This is a genomic window from Anaerolactibacter massiliensis (genome assembly GCF_900290205.1).
In the GTDB taxonomy this organism is placed as follows: Bacteria; Bacillota_I; Bacilli_A; order Erysipelotrichales; family Erysipelotrichaceae; genus Bulleidia; species Bulleidia intestinalis.
This window is the reverse complement of sequence record NZ_OLMH01000002.1, coordinates 352,439-375,173: the sequence shown is the minus strand read 5'-3', so window position 1 is coordinate 375,173 and position 22,735 is coordinate 352,439. Positions and strand designations below refer to the sequence as shown.

General features: G+C 51.3%; 22 protein-coding genes. 6 read left to right on the top strand and 16 right to left on the bottom strand.

Translation table 11 applies throughout. From position 1 onward, the window contains the following. Both C7E00_RS05375 and C7E00_RS05370 read right to left on the bottom strand, forming a co-directional pair. Positions 1–675, bottom strand: coding sequence for a DUF4956 domain-containing protein (locus C7E00_RS05375; RefSeq protein WP_105303316.1), 675 nt, complete (start codon positions 673–675; stop codon positions 1–3). After that, on the bottom strand, positions 657–1,436 hold the full coding sequence (locus C7E00_RS05370; protein ID WP_105303315.1) for a polyphosphate polymerase domain-containing protein: 780 nt from the start codon (positions 1,434–1,436) through the stop codon (positions 657–659). The genes C7E00_RS05375 and C7E00_RS05370 overlap by 19 nt, the downstream gene beginning before the upstream one ends. A 207-nt stretch (positions 1,437–1,643) precedes the next feature. On the opposite strand from C7E00_RS05370, the gene C7E00_RS05365 reads away from it, so the two are divergent. Continuing rightward, positions 1,644–3,332 (top strand): potassium/proton antiporter, encoded by a 1,689-nt coding sequence (locus C7E00_RS05365; protein WP_105303314.1) that lies wholly within the window; start codon positions 1,644–1,646, stop codon positions 3,330–3,332. On the opposite strand, the gene C7E00_RS05360 is transcribed toward C7E00_RS05365, so the two are convergent. From C7E00_RS05360 to C7E00_RS05350, 3 genes are read right to left on the bottom strand one after another with little or no spacing between them, the layout of a single operon-like run. Then, on the bottom strand, positions 3,268–4,029 hold the full coding sequence (locus C7E00_RS05360; RefSeq protein WP_105303313.1) for a GNAT family N-acetyltransferase: 762 nt from the start codon (positions 4,027–4,029) through the stop codon (positions 3,268–3,270). The genes C7E00_RS05365 and C7E00_RS05360 overlap by 65 nt on opposite strands. Further along, a complete protein-coding gene (locus C7E00_RS05355) occupies positions 4,029–4,841 on the bottom strand; it encodes an enhanced serine sensitivity protein SseB C-terminal domain-containing protein (RefSeq protein ID WP_105303312.1) in 813 nt (270 codons plus the stop codon). Before C7E00_RS05355 ends, C7E00_RS05360 begins: the two co-directional genes overlap by 1 nt. Before the next feature lie 49 nt (positions 4,842–4,890). Next, positions 4,891–5,610, bottom strand: a complete 720-nt coding sequence (locus C7E00_RS05350; RefSeq protein WP_105303311.1) for an MBL fold metallo-hydrolase — start codon at positions 5,608–5,610, stop codon at positions 4,891–4,893. Positions 5,611–5,654: 44 nt separating this feature from the next. Here C7E00_RS05350 and C7E00_RS05345 point away from each other — a divergent pair, with 44 nt between their 5' ends. From C7E00_RS05345 to C7E00_RS05335, 3 genes are read left to right on the top strand one after another with little or no spacing between them, the layout of a single operon-like run. After that, entirely contained in the window at positions 5,655–6,221 is a 567-nt protein-coding gene (locus C7E00_RS05345; protein WP_105303310.1) for a rhomboid family intramembrane serine protease, read from the top strand. A 2-nt stretch (positions 6,222–6,223) separates the two neighbouring features. Then, complete coding sequence (locus C7E00_RS05340; protein ID WP_105303309.1) at positions 6,224–7,903, top strand: glycoside hydrolase family 13 protein; 1,680 nt, start codon at positions 6,224–6,226, stop codon at positions 7,901–7,903. 43 nt (positions 7,904–7,946) lie between these two features. Next, positions 7,947–8,990 (top strand): glycoside hydrolase family 5 protein, encoded by a 1,044-nt coding sequence (locus C7E00_RS05335; RefSeq protein WP_167836475.1) that lies wholly within the window; start codon positions 7,947–7,949, stop codon positions 8,988–8,990. Between the two features lie 415 nt (positions 8,991–9,405). Here the strand turns inward: C7E00_RS05335 and C7E00_RS05330 are convergent, their stop codons facing one another. Together C7E00_RS05330 and C7E00_RS05325 are read right to left on the bottom strand one after the other, a co-directional pair. Further along, positions 9,406–10,260 carry a patatin-like phospholipase family protein gene (locus C7E00_RS05330; protein WP_105303307.1) on the bottom strand — a complete coding sequence of 285 codons (855 nt, stop codon included), beginning with the start codon at positions 10,258–10,260 and terminating at the stop codon, positions 9,406–9,408. Next, positions 10,257–10,994, bottom strand: a complete 738-nt coding sequence (locus tag C7E00_RS05325; RefSeq protein ID WP_105303306.1) for a TVP38/TMEM64 family protein — start codon at positions 10,992–10,994, stop codon at positions 10,257–10,259. The genes C7E00_RS05330 and C7E00_RS05325 overlap by 4 nt, the downstream gene beginning before the upstream one ends. 148 nt (positions 10,995–11,142) lie before the next feature. Here C7E00_RS05325 and C7E00_RS05320 point away from each other — a divergent pair, with 148 nt between their 5' ends. Continuing rightward, on the top strand, positions 11,143–12,453 hold the full coding sequence (locus C7E00_RS05320; protein WP_105303305.1) for a trypsin-like peptidase domain-containing protein: 1,311 nt from the start codon (positions 11,143–11,145) through the stop codon (positions 12,451–12,453). Positions 12,454–12,504: 51 nt separating this feature from the next. On the opposite strand, the gene C7E00_RS05315 is transcribed toward C7E00_RS05320, so the two are convergent. The 5 genes from C7E00_RS05315 to C7E00_RS05295 all read right to left on the bottom strand — a co-directional run bounded on the left by C7E00_RS05315 (position 12,505) and on the right by C7E00_RS05295 (position 17,543). Beyond that, positions 12,505–12,873: a DUF1667 domain-containing protein gene (locus tag C7E00_RS05315; protein WP_105303304.1), complete on the bottom strand. Its 369-nt coding sequence runs from the start codon at positions 12,871–12,873 to the stop codon at positions 12,505–12,507. Then, the gene (locus C7E00_RS05310; protein ID WP_105303303.1) at positions 12,873–14,129 is read right to left on the bottom strand and encodes an NAD(P)/FAD-dependent oxidoreductase; all 1,257 of its coding nucleotides are present in this window, start codon (positions 14,127–14,129) and stop codon (positions 12,873–12,875) included. Before C7E00_RS05310 ends, C7E00_RS05315 begins: the two co-directional genes overlap by 1 nt. Next, entirely contained in the window at positions 14,129–15,553 is a 1,425-nt protein-coding gene (locus C7E00_RS05305) for an NAD(P)/FAD-dependent oxidoreductase (RefSeq protein ID WP_105303302.1), read from the bottom strand. Before C7E00_RS05305 ends, C7E00_RS05310 begins: the two co-directional genes overlap by 1 nt. 131 nt (positions 15,554–15,684) lie before the next feature. After that, positions 15,685–16,980: an SGNH/GDSL hydrolase family protein gene (locus C7E00_RS05300; RefSeq protein WP_105303301.1), complete on the bottom strand. Its 1,296-nt coding sequence runs from the start codon at positions 16,978–16,980 to the stop codon at positions 15,685–15,687. Further along, complete coding sequence (locus C7E00_RS05295; RefSeq protein WP_105303300.1) at positions 16,977–17,543, bottom strand: TetR/AcrR family transcriptional regulator; 567 nt, start codon at positions 17,541–17,543, stop codon at positions 16,977–16,979. The genes C7E00_RS05300 and C7E00_RS05295 overlap by 4 nt, the downstream gene beginning before the upstream one ends. 144 nt (positions 17,544–17,687) lie before the next feature. On the opposite strand from C7E00_RS05295, the gene C7E00_RS05290 reads away from it, so the two are divergent. After that, entirely contained in the window at positions 17,688–18,311 is a 624-nt protein-coding gene (locus tag C7E00_RS05290) for a tetratricopeptide repeat protein (RefSeq protein ID WP_105303299.1), read from the top strand. Positions 18,312–18,446: 135 nt separating this feature from the next. Here the strand turns inward: C7E00_RS05290 and C7E00_RS05285 are convergent, their stop codons facing one another. The 4 genes from C7E00_RS05285 to C7E00_RS05270 are packed head-to-tail and all read right to left on the bottom strand — an operon-like array spanning position 18,447 to position 22,546. Continuing rightward, entirely contained in the window at positions 18,447–19,745 is a 1,299-nt protein-coding gene (locus tag C7E00_RS05285) for an SLC13 family permease (protein ID WP_105303298.1), read from the bottom strand. A 22-nt stretch (positions 19,746–19,767) separates the two neighbouring features. Further along, entirely contained in the window at positions 19,768–20,595 is an 828-nt protein-coding gene (locus C7E00_RS05280; protein WP_105303297.1) for an MBL fold metallo-hydrolase, read from the bottom strand. Positions 20,596–20,606: 11 nt separating this feature from the next. Further along, positions 20,607–21,599, bottom strand: a complete 993-nt coding sequence (locus tag C7E00_RS05275; RefSeq protein WP_105303296.1) for a beta/alpha barrel domain-containing protein — start codon at positions 21,597–21,599, stop codon at positions 20,607–20,609. Between the two features lie 20 nt (positions 21,600–21,619). Beyond that, the gene (locus C7E00_RS05270; protein WP_105303295.1) at positions 21,620–22,546 is read right to left on the bottom strand and encodes a hydroxyacid dehydrogenase; all 927 of its coding nucleotides are present in this window, start codon (positions 22,544–22,546) and stop codon (positions 21,620–21,622) included. Between the last annotated feature and the right edge of the window lie 189 nt (positions 22,547–22,735).

Here is a 22,735-nt window from a genome sequence, read left to right as displayed (position 1 = left end):
TCATAGTTCGGTAGAAACCGGTGCCATGAGGGTGGAACGGACCGTCAGATTCCCGTTGCGGGTTCTGATCTGATCCATGAATTCCTTCTCCTCTTCCGGATGGTTCAAGGTGACTTCATAGTGAAGTTCGTAGAGAGAACCGAGATTGATGGTACGGATCTCGGTAAGCCGGCTCTTTTTCGTATAGCTGGCAAAGAGATCCTGAAACGCTTCCGCAAAGTTCAGATCCTCCGGAATCGTGATCGAGAGAAATCTCAGGTTCTGATTCTGGCCGAACAGGTTCAGATGAGACAGTACCCATCCTGCCATGCAGATCATAAGACTGATCACCATGGCAAAGGTGACATATCCCATGCCGCACGCAAGACCTGCTGCCATTGCCGCAAAGATCACTGCAATATCAGAGGAACGGCCTTCCATGGAACGGAAGCGGACAAGCGAGAAGCTTCCCGCTACCGCAATGCCGACGCCGAGATTTCCATTCACCATCATGATCACGGTCATGACGATGGATGGAAGAATCGCAGTCGTGATCAGAAAAGCTCTGCTTGCACGCATGCTGGAGCGATAGAACAGAGAAATGATCAGACCGGAACAGATCGATCCGCAGAAGCAGATCAGAATCTGCTGGAAGGTGATGCCGGATACAGTCTCTGTCAGTATGGAAGAGAACATATGGATTCCTCGCTTTCATGATTCAATGGGACAGATTTTGAAACAGAACCTCGATCTTCAGAGATCTGGTTCTGTTCCTGCATGGTGTAGAACGTACCGTATTTGGAGAAGCTGGAACGAAACAGCTTCATCTCTGATAAGAGATCGCTGAGCCAGTATGGATACCTCCCGCTCAGCTTGACCTCCATCAGGATTTCTTCAGGACTCGTCAGATACTTCTCCCTGCCGGACTCATGCAGACTGATCTGGCTGTTTCGGAAACGGATTGCAGAATCAAAGGTAATTCTGAGATCTGCTTCTTCCTTTGCGCAGAAGGCAATCCGGTGATAGGCGATGAACATCTTCGGAACTACCTTCTTTCTTCGTACCAGATAATCAATCTCGGAAAAAATCTGCATTCCGGAAGAAAGATGAGGTGCAATTCCCTGATTCAGGTAAGCATATGCTTCTGATTCCTCCAGGGCAATCCTGCGCTTCTGCCCGGTATCATGGAACTTCTTCTTGAGCTCAAGATAAACGGGCTGTCCTGCTTCCGGTTCGCCATACGAGCGAAGTCTCAGCTTTTCCTTGTAGATCGGATGATCCAGACAGTGAATAATCATTCCGGAATCTTCGGTATCGTAATAGATGCTATGGAGGTCATACTCCGGATACTGATCCGGAACCAGATGATCTTCTGCTGCTTCCAGAAACTGCTTCATGAGACTCCGGTTCATCGGATATTTATGTTCGCATCTGAGAAATGTCTCAGGTTCTGCCATAAGTTCTGCTCCTTTCCATCGGTGACACCAGAAGGATAAATAATGATTCTGTGAATGGTCTGAGGAACATGTGAACTTTATCTGAATGCGGTTTGCCACAGAAGCTTTTTTTAAAGAGACCGGATCATGAATCAAAACAGGTTTTCCGGGCGGTTCATGTTACCATGAAAGTACAGTCTGTGATCTGCAGCGAAAGGAATCCATCATATGAATCATCTTCTCTTTCTGACTGGAGTAATCCTGGTCTTCTGTGCCATTTTCCAGAAAATATTCCGCCGGACCGGAGTTCCGGGTCTTTTCCTTTTCATAGCTGCTGGCATGATTTTCGGATCAGACGGTTTATTCCGGATTCCCTTCGAAAACTATGACATTGCTGGCACGCTGTGTTCCGCCGCTCTTGTTCTGATTATCTATTACGGAGGTCTTGGCACGAATCTCAAGGCAGCGCGCCCGGTTCTTGGAAAAGCAATCCTGCTTTCAGGTCTGGGAAGTCTGATCACGGCAATTCTCGTCAGCGCTTTTGCGATCCTCGTTCTCCATATGAAAACCGCAGAAGGGCTTCTGCTAGGGGCTGTGATCTGTTCAACAGATGCGGCTTCCGTCTTCTCGATTCTGCGCTCTCGCAAGATGGACCTGCGCTATGGCACCGCTTCGCTTCTGGAAGTCGAAAGCGGATCGAATGATCCGGTCTCTTATCTTCTGACCATGGCAGTACTCAGCATGATGCAGGGAGAACAGCTTTCCGCCGGGCATATTGTGAAATTGCTCTGTCTGCAGATTCTCGTCGGTGCTCTGGTCGGCTTCCTTCTCTCCTTTGCTGCATTGCGTCTTCTGCGCTTATTCCATCTGAAAGATGCGGTTCTTACGGAAGCACTGCTTCTCGGGTTCGGTCTGCTTTCTTATGCTCTGGCAGCAGGGCTGGATGGCAACGGATATTTAGCAGTGTATATTGCCGGCATTGTGATCGGCAATCATACGATTCCTGATAAAACGGAAAGTATCCGATTCTTTCACTCCCTCACCAGTCTCATGCAGATGCTGCTGTTTTTCCTGCTCGGCCTGCTTGCTTTCCCGTCCCGTCTTCCTTCGGTTGCCTTCAGCGCCCTTCTGACTGCACTGTTTCTGACCTTTGCCGCACGTCCCGCAGCTGTCTTCCTTCTTCTGGCACCCCTGCACTGTCCGCGGAATCAGCGCCTGTTCATTTCGTTTGCAGGCATGCGCGGAGCGGCTTCCATCGCGTTTGCGATCATGGCGGTCAGTTCCGGCATCTCGCTTTCCTATGATCTCTTCCACATGGTGTTCTTCATCGTCCTGTTTTCCATCCTGGTTCAAGGATCCCTGATTCCATCTGCCGCAAGAAAGCTCGACCTGATTGATGACCAGGAAGATGTCATGGCAACGTTCAATGATACGGCAGAAGACCTGCCGGTGCAGTTCGTGCGTTTCCAGCTGCCGCAGGGACATCCGTGGGATGGCAGAATGGTCAGCGAAATCACCTTTCCTCCACAGTCCATTCTTCCCATCATCGAGCGCGGCAGCCAGCAGATCGTGCCTAAAGGAGATACCCGCCTGCAGGCAGGCGACATCCTGATTCTGTGCGGAGCAGAAGGAGGCGATGCCGACAGCAGCGGCATGCATGAGATCTGCCTCACGGCATTCCATGACTGGACCGGGAAGAAGCTCTCAGATCTTGCCCTGGAAGATGAGCTGATCATCTTCATCCGCCGCAAGGGCAATACCCTGATTCCTTACGGGGATACAGTTCTTTCGGCCGGAGATCTGCTTTATGTCATCAGCAAGCCTTCTTCTGAGGAAAAAAAAGAAGAACCTCTCAGTTCTTCTCAAGCCAGATCACTCTTGTATCTGAATACTGTTCCAGGGGACCGATCGTGTTGATGACATCCTGCCGGTCATAGTCCCGGGATGCTGCAGCAACCCACTTCGAGTCGCTCTCATTGCGGCGGTAGATGATCGCAATCACGATGCCATGGAAAGTTTCAAGCGGTTCTTCCGGTCCGTATACATAGACATCCTGGAAGTCGCCATCCAGAGTGCCGATGCCTTCTGCATAACCGCAGTTGCATGGGTACAGAAGATCCGGCACATGGGGATGGAAGCTTCCGCAAGGATGGTCGATCGTGACGTCAATTTCTTTTCCCAGCCATTCCTTCTGCAGCAGATATTCCATCGGCTGCGTCGGAACGCCGCCTGATTCATCCACCTCTCCGGAATTCTCAAACCCGAGTGCTTTGTAAACCGGAAGGGCCAGCACATCGGCATTCACCGTGATTTTCGAAATGCGGGCCTTTTCAGCTGCCTGCAGAAGTTTCTGAAACAGCTGCGTACCGATGCCCCGATGAACATAATCCGTATAGAACAGGCAGATATGCCAGTTCTGTGGATCGTATGCCAGCATGCCTATGAGCTTATCCTCGAACGCACCGAGATATTCCAGCAATGGTGCTCTTGCGGCAATATAGCCGTTGAGCAGTGCCCCGGCTGCGGGATTATCCGGATGTGCCCTCATGAAGACTTCTTCAGCAAGAGAAAGAGCAGAAGGGATTTCTTCCTTCTGCAGCGTTCTTACTTCCATCAGAGCCCGAGCTCCCGGTCGTACAGCGGAATATCCCCTTTCAGGAACTTCTGGCCCATGTCGTCCGTATACTTCAGCACGACAACCGGAACATCCTTGGCATGCGGAACTGCCGCATCATGGATCTTCTCGGACAGCGATTCATCAAACGAATCTGCTTCGACGATCAGCGCAAAGCTGACTGCCATGCCTGCGGTCATCTGCTTGAAATAAACCCTGCTGATTTCCGGCAGCGTCTGGCAGAGGTCATGCACTGCATTGACCAATGCGGTCGGATAGATGCGCGGCTCGCTGAAGGTAACCTGAACTCCTGCCGGAATCTCTCCGTTCTTCAGAGCTGCAGTCTCTTTCTTCTTTGCGGCCTGGACACTGTTGAGCCTGGATACCAGTGCTTTCGGCAGAACGATATTCGCTCCCATCGGATTCAGAACGATTCCCTCTGCTGCCGTCTTAGGATCATGGAAGATCGGCTCGTATTCCATCAGCGAACGGACGATATACTGGCCGTTTGTCTTGCCATCCGGCATCTTCAGCTTCTTCGCTTCTTCTTCATCCGTGAAGGCCGGGAAGAAGGATCTTCCGTCATTCGTGTTCACGAGGATGAACTTGATCTGGAGATTCTTCGGATTGTTTCCGGAGAACTGCACCGGAACGAGAAGATGAGCTTTTGAAAGCTCACTGAACATCACTGCTTCATTCTGAGGATTGCGGTTTTCCTTCAGGATTTCCAGCGCTTTCTTCAGTTCGTCATTATGAATCTGATCCGCACTCACCTGGCGGAGTCTTACCTGCTTGTTCTTATTTTCTGCCATATTTCCTGCTCCCGGCTATCATTATACGCAACCCCATGCGCTTTTTCCATTATCCCTGTTCGGCGATTTCCTTCATCTGACGCAGCAGATCTGCCTTGGAAACAGCCGCTTCATCATGTCCTCTGAGATACGTGTCGAATTCCGTGACTTCCAGATAGTGAATAAAGAATGCAAGCCGCTCCGGATCATACTTGCTGTCATAGTCATAGTAATCCGGATACTCTGCATCTCCTCCGATCAGCACGCCCTCTTCCGGAATCCGGATGAAGACGCTGTCGCGGGTATGCGGACTGTCGCGCTGTTCGAGAATTGCCGTCACCCCGCCAAGATCAATCGATAGATCTCCGGCAAAGGTCACGTCCGCATGGCGGACATGAATCTTCGACAGATCCGGATACTGAACCCGGATATGCTCATCGCAGAACGGGATGTCTTCCCCGGTCTTCAGTCTCTTCTGCATGGATTCTTCATCCCATTTCCATTTCATGACTTCCCTCAGCTTCCGATCTGTCAGAGAAGAAGCGATGACCGGGCACTGCATCGCATCCAGCCCGAAGGTATGATCCCAGTGCCAGTGCGTCAGCACCGCGAGGTCCGGCTTCTGAAAGCCTGCCTGCTGCAGTTCCTTCTGAAAGGAGATCGTAGCTTCCGGGGCATTACCGGCATCGATCTGCAGAGTCAGACGATCGCCGCTGACTGCATAGAGATATGGTTCATCAGTACGATCATCATGCATGAGATAGTGAATCCGTGTCGTGAAAGTTTCCATATGTATTCCTCTTCTCCAGTATAATAATCCGGAGAGGTACCCTTATGAAACGAATCACCTGGAATTCCCCGGTTGTGCTGACATTTGCGCTGGTCTCCGGCATCGTGCTGATTCTCGGCATGATCACCGGTTCTTCGTTTACCAGCAGATATTTCATGATCTATTTCACGTCCTGGAAAGATCCGCTGTTCTATCTGCGTCTGTTCACGCATGTCCTGGGGCATGCCAGCCTTGAGCACTATGCCAACAACATGATGATCTTTCTGCTCGTCGGTCCTCTTCTGGAAGAAAAATACGGATCGAAGCGCCTGATCGAGATCATCGCTCTGGTCAGCGTGATCACCGGTCTGATCCATATCCTGCTGTCTCCGAATACCGGACTGTTAGGAGCCAGCGGCGTGGACTTCGCATTCATCCTGCTGGCTTCGGTCACCGGAAGCCGGTCGGGCAATGAAATTCCTCTGACGCTGCTGATTGTCGCCATCATCTATCTTTCCCAGCAGATCTATGCCGGCGTGACTGCCAGCGACAACATTTCTCAGCTGACTCATATCATCGGCGGTGCGATCGGTGCGGTCTACGGCATGTCCGTGAAGCCTTCCAGGAGGTAGCCATGTTCGACTACAAACATGCGGTCATCTATCAGATCTGGCCGAGATCCTTCCAGGATTCCGACCGCAACGGAATCGGCGATCTCAGCGGCATCCGCTCCAGACTGGATTATCTTTCTGATCTCGGCATTGATGCGATCTGGCTCTCTCCGGTCTACGCCAGCCCGAATACGGATTACGGCTATGATATCAGCGACTATTATGCCGTGAATCCCGAATACGGAACGATGGAAGACCTGAAGCTTCTGATCAGAGAAGCGAAAGAACGCCATATTGCCATTCTGATGGACTTGGTTGCTAATCACACCAGCACCCGGCATCCCTGGTTCCAGGAAGCCCTGAAGAACCCGGACAGTCCTTACCGGGACTGGTATATCTTCCGGAAAGGAACGGTTTCCTCTCCGCCGAACAACTGGCTTTCCTTCTTCGGAGTGAGTGCCTGGCAGAAAGCAGAAGACGACATGTGGTATCTGACGCTGTATACCGAGCAGCAGGCAGATCTCAACTGGCGCTGTCCGGAAGTACGGAAAGAAATCGCGAAGATCGTGAACTTCTACCTGGATCTCGGCGTGGAGGGGTTCCGTCTTGATACGATCAATACGATCGACAAAGATCCGAATTTCCCGAGTCAGAATCCGGAGAAGAAAGGTCTTCAGTTCCCGGGAAATCTGGTGCTTGACCGGCCGATGGTAAAACAGTGGCTGAAAGAACTGGAAGAAGAATCCTGGGGCAGACGGGATGCCTTTGCGCTTGGCGAAGGCGTCATGACCACAGAAGCCTCTGTGAAAGAATACTGCGGCAATGGCAAGCCCCTGCAGATGATGTTTCAGTTCGATACGGTCTGCTTAGGCTATGGAGAACTTGGAAAATATGATCCGCGGAAGCTGTATCTCATCACGAATCAGCAGTTCAAGCAGGTGACCAGGAAATGGATGACTGCTCAGCAGAGGGATCATACGTGGCTTGGCAACTATCTGTCCAACCATGACCATAAACGGCATCTGGATCGCTTCGGCAATGATGGAAAATACCGGGTCCGCAGTGCCGAAATGCTTGCACTGTACAATTTCACTCTGTATGGAACACCTTTCATCTATCAGGGTGAAGAGATCGCAATGACGAACCCGAAACTGAAGAAACAAGACTGGCGGGACTATGAAGCATTTCATTCCAGCAAGGCGATGACCGAGATCCTTCATATTCCTCCATTTCTTGCTGAGAAGATCACGTCATTCGTAGACCGCGATAATGCGCGCACTCCCATGCAGTGGTCCGACCAGAAGAATGCCGGCTTCACCGAGGGAGTTCCATGGATTCAAGTCAATCCGGATTATCCGGCCTGGAATGTAAAGAGCGAGCAGGCCGATCCGGACAGCGTGCTGAATTTCTATCAGGCACTGATCCGCCTGCATCATGAACACGAAGCCCTGTGCACCGGTTCCTGGCGGGAACTGATTCCGGATCACCCGCATGTGCTTGCCTATGTGCGGGAAAATGAAGAAGAACGTCTGACTGTGATTCTCAATCTCAGCAGACATGCTCAGAAAGCAGTACTGCCGGAAAACGAAATTGTTCCTTCCGAAGACCTGCTGACCAGCACAGTACCAAGGGCACTGACTGCAGAGATGAAGCTGCTGCCTTATGAAGCTCATCTCTTCCTGCACAGAAAACATCATTCATGATCCGGGCATATTCTGGGGTAGTATCATACAGAGGGGGAAAAGTATGCGGGTTTTTGAAGGATTTCAGAAGGGCATCAATCTTGGCGGATGGATCTCTCAGTATTCTGTTTTCGATGAAGAGCACTTCAAAACGTTTATCACAGAAGAGGATATCCATACCATCGCAGAGCTCGGTTTTGATCATGTGCGTGTTCCTGTGGACTATTCGGTGCTGGAAGACGAGGAAGGAAATTTCCTGGAAAGCGGATTCTGCCATCTGGCGGACTGCCGGAGATGGTGTGAAACCTATGGCCTGAATATGCTGATCGATCTGCATGAATGCTATGGCTATTCATTTGATCCGCTCAAGAAGGATATGGATCGCAGGCGGTTCTTCTACGATGAATCGCTTCAGCAGCGTTTTCTGAATCTGTGGAGGGAAATTGCGGTTCGGTTTGCTCCCTGGCAGAATCAGATCGCATTTGAGCCTCTGAACGAAGTAGTTCTTCCGGAAGTGTCTGATGCCTGGAATGACCTTGCCGGACGGTATATCCGCATGATGCGCACCATCGTTCCGGAAAGCTATCTTGTGGTGGGCGGTGTCCGCTACAACAATGTTCTGAGCGTCCCTCTGCTGGATCTGCCGGCGGATGACCGACTGGTATACAATTTCCACTGCTATGAGCCGATGATTTTCACCCATCAGGGTGCCTACTGGGTGGATGGCATGCCTTCCGATTTCCGGATCGGCTACCCGAAAACGTTAAAGGAATACAAAGAAGCAGGTTCCCGCCTGGCTGCGGATCTTGCCGGCGCAGTATATGCAGAAGGAATCCGGGACATCGGCACAGGCTTTTTTGAGGATATCTTTGCTCCGGCAGTCCAGAAGGCGGAACACGACAATGTTCCGCTCTACTGCGGTGAATATGGCGTAATCGATCTGGCAGATAACCATGATAAGATCCGCTGGCTGCGCGATATTCACAAGGCTTTCCGGGAATTCGGAATCGGTCATGCGCTCTGGAATTACAAGGAGAAAGACTTCGGTCTGCAGGATGAGCGGTTCTCCGAAATCCGGGACGAATTCATCTCAACTCTCAGCAATTGACGGAATCCTCCGCATCAATGCAGGTGACTGAGAAATTAACTCTGCATCATTTCCAGCGTCCGGCAGTTAGAATCCGATGAATCCCGTTAACCAGGTTTCTGAGACTGCAGAAGTTATTAACGGCACACAGCGGCTTCAGGAGAGATGAATTTCCTGGTTATCTGAACTAAAGAGCAAACCAGAATTGTTCTCTCAGATCTGCCGCCGCTTTCTGAATACAGATCTTGTCACAGACAGGATCTTTTTCTATGCATCAGCGAATATGAATTCTCTTAAGCCAGAAGCAGAATCCCAGCCGAGGTTTCCATCCTTTCTCGATGATGAATACCATCTATTCTGAAGACGCTGCTTCTCTTTCCGTTCTTTGCAAGACAGTTTCGACTGGAATTTCCGAAAAGAAGAACTGCCTGTCCGATTATTCTGCCATCCGGGCAAGCAGTTCTTCTGCGATCTGCTCTGCATCCTGGACACCGAGGTCGTAATACTTCTGCAGGATCTTCTGATTTCTGGTGGCGGAGCCTAAGTCCTCATCATGGTCCGGCATCAGGATCATCGCTCGGTTCTGCTCTTTCAGCCGGAAGGCAAGCTGCACCTCCTCTTCGTGAATCATATCGCACTTCATGATCCCGCTGAGAATGGCGGGATACTCTTTCAAGGCATGCCGATAGAAGGAATTCTCCTTGCGCTGCTTTACTTCATGGGGCCAGTGATGAACCAGCACGATGACCAGAAAATCACAGCCTTTCGATAGCGCTCTTGCGATCGGAAGCGGATCGCTTACCCCGCCGTCGACATAAGGAACTCCGTCAATGAAGACGGGGCGGCAGGCAATCGGAATCGCACAGCTTGCCTTGATCACATCATAATGATTCAGAGACATCTGCGATTTCGAGAAATATACTGCTTCGCCATTATCGCATCTTGTCGCAACCACTTCGAGCTCGGCCGGATCCTGCATCATCCTCGGAAAGTCAATCGGATCCTTTCCATGGGTCGTAGCGAGATCATCATAGATATAATCCAGGCCGAAATACTGCCGGTACTTCAGATAGGATCGGAGACTCAGAAAAGCAGGATCCTGGCTGTAGTCATGATAGAACCGGTAGTTCCGCTTCAGCTGATGAGCCTGAAAGGTCACGAGATTTGCTCCGCCGGCACTTGCACCGGCACCGTAATCAAAATGGATTCCGAGTTCCAGAAAGCGGTCAAGAACCCCTGCCGAATAGATTCCCCTCATTCCTCCGCCTTCGACGACAATTCCTGTTTTCATTTCTTCAGAATCCTCTTCATGATCAGATCCAGTTTCTCCGGATAATGCTTCTGAAGATATTTCCAGAAGAATAAGAACGACAGCACGATGATCACAATCATGACGGCAAGCGAGATCCAGAAATACCGGGATCCCGGCTGGCTGATATTCTCACCGATCACCGTGGTGGCAATCACGGTCGGAGCCATGCCGGTCAGTGTTCCGATCAGATATTGAGCATAATTCAGATGCTCGGTGCCGAGAAACATCGAAACCAGGTCCATCGGCAGCTGCAGCATCCGCAGCATATAGGTAGTAAAGGTCTGATTATCTGTCTGGATTTCCCTGATTTCCTGAACCGTTCCGGAATCAGAGAAGAACTTCGAGAGTTCGCTTTCTCCATGCAGACGGCCAAGCAGATACGGAATCGTCGTGGCAACAAGCACACCGAGAAAATTCACTAAGAGGGCAATGCTGGTGGAAAACAGATGTCCGGAAGCAATCATCAGCAATGGCACCGGGAAGAAAACCGTCAGAGATTTCAGCCCGTAGAACGCCAGCATCAGAAGACCTGCCAGGAATGGATTCTCGGGCGTATAGCGCAGAATATCGTCCAGAGTGATGCCCAGCGTCCTGGTCAGTATGAAAAGACCGGCCAGGATGGCCAGAAAGATCAGACCCTTCCGCACGATCTTTCTGATCTGCGGCTTTTTTTCTTCAGGAATACGCTTGTTCACAGTAGCGATTATAATCATCTGGGACAAGGTTCCGATAGACAAATGCCATCATCTGTCCCGTTGGCATCCCGGTGTTAACGGAATATTCTGTTTATGTTCACAGAGAAATCACAATCTCTGCTTATAGTAATACCTGTATCAAAGGAAAAAAGAAGGAGTGATCTGCATGAGCGAAAGAAATACAACCTGGAAATGCCCGGAATGCGGCACCATCAATGAAGGCAGATTCTGCACCAACTGCGGAACTGCGCGTCCGGAAGAACATACAGCAGAAGCGAAGACCGTGAACGCGGAATATGTGCATAAGGAAGTACCGCCGACCTTTACGGCTCCGGCCAAGAAATCCCCGAAGAAATCTCATCATCCGGCTGCGACCATCCTTGCTGCAGCGGTCGTAGGGCTGGCAGCAGGATTCGGAGGCGGATACCTGGCAGTGCAGTCAGGCGGAACCAGTTCCGGCGGCACGACCGTCGTCACGAAGGAAGTGACTTCCGATGCCAGTGCCATGTCGACAGATTCCACATCCGGAACCATTGCGGCAGTCGCTGCGAAAGCAGCCCCTTCCGTGGTTGAGATCCAGACGGAAACCACAACAACGACCTATGGTCTGTTCGGCGGAACTTATACAAGCGAAGCGGCAGGCTCCGGCGTCATCATCTCAGACGATGGCTACATCATCACGAACAATCACGTCATTGAAGGTGCAAATTCGATTACGGTCCGCACCTATGACGACAATACCTATACCGCATCCCTGGTCGGCACCGACAGCAAGTCTGATATTGCGGTCATCAAGATTGATGCCTCCGGTCTGACTGCTGCAACCGTCGGCGATTCCAGCACGATTCAGGTCGGCGATACTGCTGTCGTCATCGGCAATCCGCTTGGCACGCTTGGCGGAACGGTTACCAATGGCATCATCTCGGCGACTGACCGCGAGATCACGATCAACAACGAGTCGATGAATCTGATCCAGACCAATGCCGCAATCAATAACGGCAACTCCGGCGGCGGTCTGTTCGATGGCAATGGCAACCTCATCGGAATCGTCAATGCAAAGGACTCCGGAGTTCTGAGCTCCGGTGCAACCATCGAAGGACTTGGCTTTGCAATTCCGATCAATGAAGCCATGGATGTTGCGACCCAGCTGATCGAGAATGGCTATGTCACTGATCGCGCCACCCTCGGTGTCACGCTGCAGACTCTGACCCAGGATTATGGAAACTATCCGGCCGGTCTCTATATTGCAAGTGTCACGCCGGGCGGAGGCGCAGAAGCAGCCGGCCTTCAGGCATATGACCGCATTATCAAGGCAGATGATCAGGAGGTCAGTTCCTATACCGAGCTCTCCGCAATTCTCAGCAAGAAGAAAGTCGGAGATACCTTGAAGCTCACGGTGGTACGTGATCGTCAGGAGATGGAGTTCACTGTCACTCTGACCGCACCGATCCACAATACGGAAACCTCCAACGGCTGAGGTTCTATTTAAAAAGCTCCTTCATCAGGAGCTTTTTTCTGTTCTCTTTTCTCAGGATTGCTTCTCCATCGAACGGGAAGCGACGAGATTCGCATCTGTTCCAAGAAAATCCGCTATGATGACATCATTGACTTTGATCGGAGCCTGAACGGTAATCTTTCTTATCTGGTCCATCGCTTCTGACATCTGGTCCAGAGGAATCTCCTTGTCCGTAATCACCGGCAGCACCCTCAGACGCGCACCTTCGATGCGGACAGTCGTGGTCAGGATCCGCATGGGCCGGGTAGTCTCCTGCGCAGCATACTGCTTGCCCTTATCACAGGAGTATCCTCTGATCGCCTGGACTTTTCCATCTTCCAGCTCTACTGTGATGCGGCATCCTTTCGGGCAGTTGACACAGACGAGTTCTTTCTGTTCCATCAGTTTTCCTCCTTCACTTCAATGGTCAGATCACCGCTCAGTCCGCTGAGCTGCTTTCCGGCCAGAATGAGCTGTTCCATTTCCGATGGAACAAGCTTTTCCTTGTGAACCTGACGGATGACCTGATCTCCAGAGCGCACCGTGATCGTTCCGGAATTCATCGGTTTGCGCACGCGGAAATAGAATTCGATCGCAGGCGGAAGCTTTTCTGGATGCAGAATGCCCGGCACCACATAGCCGACATTTTCACCCGGCACGGCAGCGATCCCATTTTCAGAAGAGGTTTCCTGCTTCAGATAGCGGACTGCTCCTTCTGCAGCCTTGGCGGCCTGATGGGTCACGAAGTCGACCAGATCATGCACATGCAGGCCATTGCCGCAGGCAAAGACTCCCGGAATGCTCGTCATATAGTTCTCATCCACGACAGGTCCCCTGGTACGGGGATCCATGACGATTCCTGCCTCATCGCCCAGATGATTCTCCGGAATCAGGCCGACGCTGAGCAGCAGCGTATCCACATCGAAATACTGTTCCGTGCCCTTAATCGGCTTCCGGTCCGGTCCGACTTCTGAAAGCTCGATCTTCTCCAGCCGGTCATGACCATAGATATGCGTGACGGTATGGCTCAGATACAGCGGAATTCCGAAGTCTTCAAGACACTGCTTCATATTGCGGGGCAGACCGTTGGAATAGGGCATCAGCTCCGCAACTCCATATACTTTCGCTCCTTCCAGCGTCATCCGTCTTGCCATGATCAGACCGATATCGCCGGATCCGAGAATGAACACCTTCTTTCCGACCAGATATCCGTCGATGTTCAGATAGCGCTGAGCCTGCCCGGCAGTATAGATGCCCGAAGGACGTTCCCCAGGGATCACGACGGCACCGCGTGAGCGCTCATAGCAGCCGACCGCAAGAATCACCGCATCCGCAGAAATCGTCACATATCCTTCCTGTGGATTCACGTATTCGATCCTGCGATCCGGATACAGGTGCACGACCATCGTATTCAGTCTGATCTCCACGTTCAGGTCTTCTGCCTGATCTTCAAAGCGCTCTGCATAGGCAGGTCCGGAGAGCTGCTCATGAAAGGTCTGAAGCCCGAAGCCATTATGGATGCACTGATTCAGAATTCCTCCTGCTTCCGCATCTTTCTCCAGTACGATGACATCCTCGATGCCGAGCTGCTTCAGACGAACGGCTGCAGCCAGACCTGCGCTGCCGCCGCCGATTACTGCTGCCTGATAGTGTTTCATCAGCGGTTCACCTCTTCCAGGATCTTCGAATCCTTCTGATCCAGCACAACTTCCAGTGGAGAAATATGCAGTTCTCTTGCCAGAATCTCCACGACTCTCGGTTCGCAGAAGCCGCCCTGGCATCTGCCCATACCCGGGCGGACCCGTTTCTTGACGCCTTTGACGGTTGTGGCTCCGCATACCGCATGGATGCAGTCCACAATCTCTCCTTCGCTGATCTGCTCGCAGCGGCAGATGATTCTTCCGTACATCGGATTCTCACGGATCTTTTCCGCCCGTTCTTCCGGGGTGAGTTCTGCCATGACCAGCGGTCTCTTCCTTGTCATGCATGCACCCGGATTCTCTTTCAGATCAAGCATATGCGAAACAAAGTGCTCAATCACATACTCTGAGATCGCAGGCGCGCTGGCCAGACCTGGCGATTCAATCGATGCAACATTGATGAAATGCTTCGCATCCTCCGGTTCCTCAATGATGAAATCGCTGCTGGAACTCGAAGGCCTCAGTCCGGCAAAATTGCGGATGCTCTTATTGAGCGGAGCCGTCCGCATCACCCGGAGAATATGTTCCCGCACATAGTCCAGTCCCTGGAAGGTGCTGCCGGTATCAACGGTATTCTCCACATAGGTGCTGTTTGGCCCGATCAGCGTATTGCCATAGACCGTCGGGACCGCCAGCACGCCCTTGCCTTTGCTGGAAGGCACCGGGAACACGGTATGCTTCACATAATGAACATCATTATCAATCACGAAGTATTCGCCCTTCTTCGGCGTCATTCTGAACGAAGGCTTGCTGACCATCGCACAGATCTGATCTGCACTGACCCCAGCCGCATTGATCACGACTTTCGTCTCATAGTCATGATCCTCAGTATGGACCACATATCCCTGATCCGTCCGGTCAATCGAAGTCACTTCGGAATTCAGATGCAGCTCTGTGCCGTTATTCACGGCAACCTGCGCGCACGCAATCGCTACCTCCCATGGATAGATATTCGCAGTGGTCGGAAAGCTCAGCACTTTCGTCACGCTGTCATTGAGATTCGGCTCTTCTTTTCTCGCCTCATCCCCGCTCAGCCATTCATAAGGAATATTTCTGCGCTCAGCCCGATCAGCCAGAATCTCGAGATGAGCTTCTTCCTCGGAAGAAGTGGCAGCGATATAAGCACCATTGACCTGATACTTGCAGCCAAGGTCCCGGCAGAGCTGCTCATACATTCTTGCGCCTCTCACGTTCAGCTCTGCTTTCAAGGTTCCGTCAGCCGGATCATATCCGGTATGAACAATTGCAGAGTTGGCCATGGTAGCTTCATCAGCAATGTCATTCTCCCGGTCCAGAACCGCAGTCTTCAGCTGATAGCGGGACAGGTCTTTTGCCAGCATCGTGCCGGTGATCCCTGCTCCGATAATTACTGCATCATACATAAACTATGAAGTTTCTCCCTTCTTATGAAACCGCTTACTTATGAATTCAGTATATCACGCGATCATGGTTCGGAAACTCATTCTGCAATTCTGGTTTCAGTACTTCTGAGGCAGAAAGACCGAATTTCAGATCAGCCTTCCGGATTTCCAGCACCCTGATCCGTACCCGTTCCTTCCTCTGGAACGTCCTGAGTCAGCTCAGGTACTGCGGTCGGTTCGGCAGCAGGCGCCGGAGAGGGATCAATGACGCACGAAGTCTGGTTTTCCACATGAAAGCCGGGATTGCAGACACAGGCCCCGGTATTGCTGTCATATACGCCTGCATTGCTGCAATCCGGAGTAGTCGGTGCCGCCGTCGGAGATGAAGCAGGTGATGGAGTCGGTGATGGGGTCGGAGTCGGGGCTGGCGCTGCAGTTTCCGGAGTTGGCACTGTCTGTTCGCTTTGTTCCGGCGGAGCAGTCCAGTCAGATGCCGGGTCTTCTGAGAAGGTTTCTTCATTCAGCGGATTGATCTGAATCAGACCATCCGGGACCCCGATCACAGCCGGAATGGAAGCTAACGGCTTCGGCCGATCATCTTCAGTAATCCATGCATGCGTACGGAAATAGGAAAATAATGCCTCGAGTCCTTTCGAGGACAGGTGCAGGCCATCGGAAACGGTATATCCGTCTTTGGCAAATCCGGTTGAAGAATCCACCAGGGCTTCTGAAGAATTCACGAACTTCCAGCCGTTTTTCTGACACATTTCTGCGATAGCTTTGTTATACGCATCGATCTGCTTCATCGATACATTCGGATACTGATTGACTCTTCCGATCGGCGGAATGGAATTGATGAGAAGATCCGCACTCGGATAGGCACTCTCGATTGCCTTGATCTGAGCCGTATACCTGGTGATGAAATCTGCAGCATCCGTGCTGGTTCCAGAGAGATTATTGGTTCCGAACGAGATGATCACACGCTCTGGCTGAAGAATCTTCACTGCCTGCGGCATCGTATACCTGCCAGTCGAAAAGTCCATGCATGGCAATGTGGAAATCGCGTCGATCCCCATGCCGACGACTCCGATCGTATTATTCAGATTCGTGAAGGTGTTTCCATGAGAATCCGGAACTTTCAGAAATCTTGCAGTATTGGAATCCCCGAGAAACAGCGTGCTGTCTAGATAGCTCTTTCCTGCATCTTCGGTTTCCGGAAGAACGGTTCCTTCAAACTCGCTCTCCCGGATCGTCTCTGAGGATGGTTGTGAAGAAGATGCCGGCGAGTCAGAAGCGTGCAAAGACTCCTGCACAGTTCTGTGCCTGAGGTTCCGCACCGAAATGAGAATCAGAAAAATGACTATGATGATAGTCAGAATCGCCAGAATCAATCCGGCTGGTTTCAGCTGATATTTCTTTCCATGAACACGGAATTCAATTGGTTTCATAATCCTTCCATTGAGGAGAACCGTTCCGCCGCATCCCGGAACGCTCCCTGTATCACAAGTTCCATGCGCTCGCCGAGTTCTGCAGGGTCTTCTTTCATCCCTTTTCCGATCCAGTCGAGCATCAGGCCGACAAACGCATACTTATAGAAATCCGAAATAAAGTCCTGATCTGCTTCCGAGATCTTCAGACCTGCCGATACTTCTCTGACTACTGCTGCCAGAAGCGCTTTCGTCCTTGCCAGAAGATAGCTGGTAAGCTGTTCCCGGTTGCGGCTGTGATAGGTACTCATCACAAAGTCCTGATTCTCCATCACATAATGGAAAATGTCCTGCAGTCCATTCTGCCAGGTCGTATAAGTCTTCTGATCACCAAGAACAGAAGCAGCTTCACTGTCGAAGATATATTCCACCAGATCATTGATATCCCGGAAGTGATAATAGAATGTCTGACGATTGACTCCGCACCGGAGGCAGAGCTCGCTGACCGTGATCCGATCCAGCGGCATGCGTGATGCCAGTTCCTTCAGCGTATGCGCTAATGCTTTCTTCGTTACATCAGACATTCCGATTTCCTCTTGCATTCCTATTTTACCGGTTTCCGGAAGATTAGGAAACCGAAGCAGGAGGGTAATCCGGTTTACTTTCCTGACCAACATGAATATGATATTGAGCAAGGACGGACGTCCGGAATCAGATGGGGTACAGCAATGGCAGCAGAAAACACAGAAGAACAGAATAACCGGAGCGACGAAGCGCTTGCCACAATCGGGGAAGCATATTACCGCGGTCTCGGGGTGAAAGTGAATTACAATGAGGCGTTCCGCTACTATAAGAAAGCGGCAGAAATGGGAAACATTCCTGCCCTTCGCCGGATGGGTTCGTGCTATGAGCTCGGCCGCGGCGTGAAGAAGAACCTGGCAGAAGCACTCTCCTGCTATGAGGATGCCAGTGCTAAGGGCGATGTCACTGCCACATTCAAGGTCGGCGACTTCTACTGGAATGGCGTCCGGCACCTTCTTCAGAAAGATGTGCAGAAAGCTGCTGACTACTATATTGAAGCCTTCCAGCTTCTGCAGGAAGCCAATGATGTCTGGAACGCACCGGATGTCTATCTGCGTATCGCAGACTGTCTCTACCATGGCATCGGCACAGATGTGGATTACCGGAACGCTTATGATTTCTACTGTTCTGCCGCCGATGGATTCATGGATCGGATGGATGCCGGCGACATGGAGTGCGAAGACCTCCTAGACCGGGCAGAAAAAGGCGAAGAACTCTGCCGTAAGAAACTGGGGCTGAAAGAGGACGGTCCTGGAAATATTCAGGCCTGAACTGCATGCCGTACAAGAAGGTACGGCATTTTCTTTCTGCAACTCACAAGGGGTTCCAGAATGATGCCACGGTAAAAAAACCGTTCCCCTTTTGAAAGAAGGAACGGGACAGAGAATGAATAATGGTTTTTAAAATCAGAACAGCGGGAAGGCGATCGAGTTCCAGATGACGGTCACTAAGAAGCAGATGATCGTCGGCAGCAAGCCCATCTTGATCAATGCTTTCTGGTCGTATCCGCCGATGCCCATGAAGTACGGGACGGTTCCGGTAGCGATCGGGGTCAGGATCGCGGAGAACGCCGCTGCCTGGGTAACGATGACCGGTCCGATCGGGTTGGCACCTAGCGCCATGCAGGTCTGGATAACGATCGGGTAAAGGATCATCATGGTGGTCATGTTGTACATGAACTGGGTCGCGATATAGGGAACGATGAAGAAGACCGAGTACAGGAATAAGGAACTGTGGGTGCCGCCGGCCAGGTTCGCTAAGATCCTGCCGACCATTTCACCGGCACCGGTATTATTCAGCGCCGTCGCCATACCGATGGATCCGACATAAAGGAAGTAAACACCCCAGGGCATCGCGCTGACCGCTTCCTTGGCGCTTAATACACCGGTCAGAACCATCAATAACGCGCCTACGAAGCAGATAAACCAGGTCGGGAACGGGATGTACTTGCTGAAGATCAAACAGAGTGTCGTGCCGAAGAAGATCATATAACCGGCGACTTCCTGGAACTTGTTGAGCGGCTTGACGTTTAACGCGCGCCCGGCTACCTTGTCCAGATCCATGTTTGCAGTCTTGACGACCGGCTCATCCGGGCAGAACTTCGGAGCGAAGAAGATGCAGTAAATGCCCATGATGATCAATAAGGGAAGTCTTGAGATCATCGGGTCGAGGACGGTCATTCTCTGGATCGCGCCGTTGGATTCCAGATATCCGTTCATCTGGGCGAAAGTCGCGGCGCCGCCGCCAAACGGCATGGTGACGCAGGTGATGATGCAGGCGATCCCTAAAGCGTAGATGTATTTAGAAGGCTTGTAGCCCATCTCATTGAAGGTCTCGGTCATTAACGGAGCGAGGATACTGAACGGGATCAGGTTCGAACCGATCAGCTGGCATAACACGATCGCGGTGATGATATATCCGGCCATGACCTTGGTAAAGCTGCCCTTGGCAACCTTACTGATGAAAGCGGCGATATTCTTGACAAACTGGGTCTTTGTAAGGCCCGAGGAGATGACGAACATCGCGACGATCAAGATCGCGGTGGAATTACTGAAGAGTCCCAGCACGGTGGGGCCATCCAGGATCCCTGTAATGAAGAACAGCGTCAGGCCTAACATGGCGGTTGTTCCAAGGGTGTATTTATTCAGAAGGAAACCGACAACGGTGATCGCGCAGACGATCAGGCATATGGTAATCGGACTCATAGTATTTTACCTTTATTCTTTTTTATACATTAAGTTGCTCAGCGAATTCTTTTCTGATCTGTAAGAAACGTGGCCACTCGTTTTCATCGACTAACGGGTGGAAATCCATCGGGTCTTCTCCCCTGCGGGCCATTAAGTCGCCATGGGCCGGATGGGAAGGAACCGTGATATCGACATGGATCTTTTTCATCTCTTCACATCCGTCGATAAACTGCTGGCGGAGGGTGGGATCAAGATTCCAGTCCTGGAAGTATTTATCAGCCATGGTATTGGTGCCGACACCGCCATGGATACCGACGGTATAGACCTTGCCGTCATCATCAGTCAGATCGATGAAGAAGGAAGTCGTTCCCGGAGTGTGTCCCGGACTCAGTCTGGTACGGATTTTCACATTACCGAAGACCATTTCCTTACTGTCGTCATAGAAGCAGTCCGCTTCCAGCGGCATCAGTTTGAAGATCCCTCCGTCCGCAGCATTCTGGTTGGCCGGATGGTGGTAGAATTCCATATCCTCTTTGGAGATCCATACATTTGCGCCGGAGATCGATTTGAACTGCGGCACGCCGCCGATATGGTCGACGTGGCAATGGGTCAGCAGGATGTTTTTGATATCTTTGGGGTTATAACCTAGGGTGTAGATATTCTGTAATACGTCATAGGTGCACTCGAAGATCGCGGTATCGATCAGCAAGAGCCCGTCCCCGGTATCGATCAGGAAACAGCCTACCCAGGTGTTTCCGATATAGTACATATGCGGCGCAAGTTTAAACGGTTCGCAATGAAGTTCCCACGGTCTGTTGGCGGCTGTCCACCATACTTTTCCTACGTTTTTGGTAATCGCGTCTGCCATTGTTTTTTTCCTTATTTTAATGTTTCGGCTGTTTTCTCAACTAATTCCCTGCTGGGATTCTTGCGGTCGATTTTGGAAGTCTCAAGGATCAGCTTGTACAGGTTGACATTTTTCTCTGCCGCTACTTCTTTAAACATTCCCGTGAAGCTGGAGTGCGCTCCGGCAAGTCCCAGAATCAGATCCAGCGGTTTGACCGCTACATGATAATTATATTTGTCCATCGCCGGGATCAGGACCTTGTCTTCAAAATCCAGCAAGGCAAACAGGTCGACATCCTGTAATAAGCCTTTTCTTTGGAACGCCGCTGCCGCCAGTTCGGTCGCGCAGTTGCCGGCGGATCTCGCCATGCCTAATAAACCGCAGTCAAACACGGTCGCGCCGCCTTCATAAGCCGCTAACGCGTTGGCTACCGAAAGCCCCAGGTTATTGTGCCCGTGGAAAGCTACCGGAATGGAGAGCCTGGAAGTCAAAGCTTCGCAATACTCTTTTACTTCATCCGGGGTCATGGTTCCGGCGGAATCCATGATAGTGATCTCATCCAGTCCGCACTTTTCCAGCATCGCTGCTTCTTCCGCTAACTCCTCAGCGGTTAAGACATACGCCTTCATTAACGAGTAGCGGCATACCAGTCCGGCCTTTTTGACATTTCTGACCGCTTCGCAGGCGAATTTGCCATCTCCCGCGTTGGCGCCGATCCTTAAGAAGTTCAGGCCGTACTGTTTCGCCAGCCGGCAGTTCTCTTCCGTACCGTTTTTCCAGCCGCAGAACATACCGATCTCGGCTTTGTCAACATATGGCTGTACCGCTTCCAGATACTCCAGATCCGTCGCCGGCGCCGCGTCGCCCTGGCTCTTATAGGCGCCTATGCCGACACAGTTTCCTATTTCGATCGTTTTGATGTTGGCTTTGATCAGCCCTTCGATCATCATCTTGGTATACTCGACCGAGAATCCCTTGCCTACGATGTTGCCGCCGTCCCGTAATGTGCAATCCATTAATTTCATAAATCATGATCCCCCTGTTTCTATACAACTCTGTGTGCCGGCTGACCTCCGGCAAGTACCTTAAGACATTCTTTTACCGATTCATCTCCCATGCGGACCAATGCTTCTTCCGCGCATGCCCCGATATGAGGTGTTCCGACGAAATTGCTGAGTTCGAATAACCTGGTATTCGCGCGGGTCGGCGGCTCGGTCACAAACGCGTCACATGCAGCTGCCCTCAGTTTTCCGGTCTTCAGCGCTTCGTAGAGGTCATCTTCATTGACGATCCCGCCTCTTGCTGCGTTGACCAGTACCGCGCCTTTTTTAAAGATGTCAAACATCTCTCCGGCGATCAGGTCCTTTGTCTCTGGCGTCAGCGGTACGCTGACATTGACGACATCCGAACGTTCGATCAGTTCTTTTACGCTCTCGATCTTCTCGTAACCGTATTGGGCCATGCGCCCCTCGCTGACATACGGATCATATGCCAGTACGCTCATCCTGAATCCGCCCTGCAGGATGTCCGCCACTTTGCGGGCGATATTCCCTGCCCCGACTAATCCCAGGGTCTTCCCCGTCAGTTCCATACCGGTCATCTCCGCCGGAGCGATCTTCTTGAAATTCCCGTCTTCCGTCTTTTCCTTGGCAGCGGTGATATTCCGGGAGATATCCAGGATCAGCCCGACGATCAGTTCTGCTACGCTTCCGGCATTGGCGCCGGGCGTATTGATCACGGTGATGCCTCTCTGTTTCGCGGCGTCCAGATCGATCGTATTGCATCCTACCCCGTGCTTGGAGATCACTTTCAGATTCGGCAGCTTGTCCATTAACTCCGCGGTTACCGGGATGTTCCGTAAGATGATCCCCTCGACCTCTTCCGGATGATCAAAGGTATCGACGACCTTTACATGCTCTTCCAGATACCGGCGGGAATCAGGATTGATATATTCGCTTAAATATACTGACATATTTCCTTCTCTTTCTTGCTCATTTTGTAGTGTACACTTCATTTACAACCCCATTATATTGTAAGCGTATACATCATGTCAAATGTATATTTGTAATAATTACTACATTTTATCTGAAGTCAAGCTTCGTAAGAACATCAAAAAAGACACCCCTCCTCATGCATCAAAGCACAAGTCAAAGCTGTCCTA

Excerpts from the sequence above, each read along its gene's own strand:
- C7E00_RS05375 (WP_105303316.1), bottom strand. The coding sequence starts at position 675 with ATGTTCTCTTCCATACTGACAGAGACTGTATCCGGCATCACCTTCCAG.
- C7E00_RS05370 (WP_105303315.1), bottom strand. The coding sequence starts at position 1,436 with ATGGCAGAACCTGAGACATTTCTCAGATGCGAACATAAATATCCGATG.
- C7E00_RS05365 (WP_105303314.1), top strand. The coding sequence starts at position 1,644 with ATGAATCATCTTCTCTTTCTGACTGGAGTAATCCTGGTCTTCTGTGCC.
- C7E00_RS05360 (WP_105303313.1), bottom strand. The coding sequence starts at position 4,029 with ATGGAAGTAAGAACGCTGCAGAAGGAAGAAATCCCTTCTGCTCTTTCT.
- C7E00_RS05355 (WP_105303312.1), bottom strand. The coding sequence starts at position 4,841 with ATGGCAGAAAATAAGAACAAGCAGGTAAGACTCCGCCAGGTGAGTGCG.
- C7E00_RS05350 (WP_105303311.1), bottom strand. The coding sequence starts at position 5,610 with ATGGAAACTTTCACGACACGGATTCACTATCTCATGCATGATGATCGT.
- C7E00_RS05345 (WP_105303310.1), top strand. The coding sequence starts at position 5,655 with ATGAAACGAATCACCTGGAATTCCCCGGTTGTGCTGACATTTGCGCTG.
- C7E00_RS05340 (WP_105303309.1), top strand. The coding sequence starts at position 6,224 with ATGTTCGACTACAAACATGCGGTCATCTATCAGATCTGGCCGAGATCC.
- C7E00_RS05335 (WP_167836475.1), top strand. The coding sequence starts at position 7,947 with ATGCGGGTTTTTGAAGGATTTCAGAAGGGCATCAATCTTGGCGGATGG.
- C7E00_RS05330 (WP_105303307.1), bottom strand. The coding sequence starts at position 10,260 with ATGAAAACAGGAATTGTCGTCGAAGGCGGAGGAATGAGGGGAATCTAT.
- C7E00_RS05325 (WP_105303306.1), bottom strand. The coding sequence starts at position 10,994 with ATGATTATAATCGCTACTGTGAACAAGCGTATTCCTGAAGAAAAAAAG.
- C7E00_RS05320 (WP_105303305.1), top strand. The coding sequence starts at position 11,143 with ATGAGCGAAAGAAATACAACCTGGAAATGCCCGGAATGCGGCACCATC.
- C7E00_RS05315 (WP_105303304.1), bottom strand. The coding sequence starts at position 12,873 with ATGGAACAGAAAGAACTCGTCTGTGTCAACTGCCCGAAAGGATGCCGC.
- C7E00_RS05310 (WP_105303303.1), bottom strand. The coding sequence starts at position 14,129 with ATGAAACACTATCAGGCAGCAGTAATCGGCGGCGGCAGCGCAGGTCTG.
- C7E00_RS05305 (WP_105303302.1), bottom strand. The coding sequence starts at position 15,553 with ATGTATGATGCAGTAATTATCGGAGCAGGGATCACCGGCACGATGCTG.
- C7E00_RS05300 (WP_105303301.1), bottom strand. The coding sequence starts at position 16,980 with ATGAAACCAATTGAATTCCGTGTTCATGGAAAGAAATATCAGCTGAAA.
- C7E00_RS05295 (WP_105303300.1), bottom strand. The coding sequence starts at position 17,543 with ATGTCTGATGTAACGAAGAAAGCATTAGCGCATACGCTGAAGGAACTG.
- C7E00_RS05290 (WP_105303299.1), top strand. The coding sequence starts at position 17,688 with ATGGCAGCAGAAAACACAGAAGAACAGAATAACCGGAGCGACGAAGCG.
- C7E00_RS05285 (WP_105303298.1), bottom strand. The coding sequence starts at position 19,745 with ATGAGTCCGATTACCATATGCCTGATCGTCTGCGCGATCACCGTTGTC.
- C7E00_RS05280 (WP_105303297.1), bottom strand. The coding sequence starts at position 20,595 with ATGGCAGACGCGATTACCAAAAACGTAGGAAAAGTATGGTGGACAGCC.
- C7E00_RS05275 (WP_105303296.1), bottom strand. The coding sequence starts at position 21,599 with ATGAAATTAATGGATTGCACATTACGGGACGGCGGCAACATCGTAGGC.
- C7E00_RS05270 (WP_105303295.1), bottom strand. The coding sequence starts at position 22,546 with ATGTCAGTATATTTAAGCGAATATATCAATCCTGATTCCCGCCGGTAT.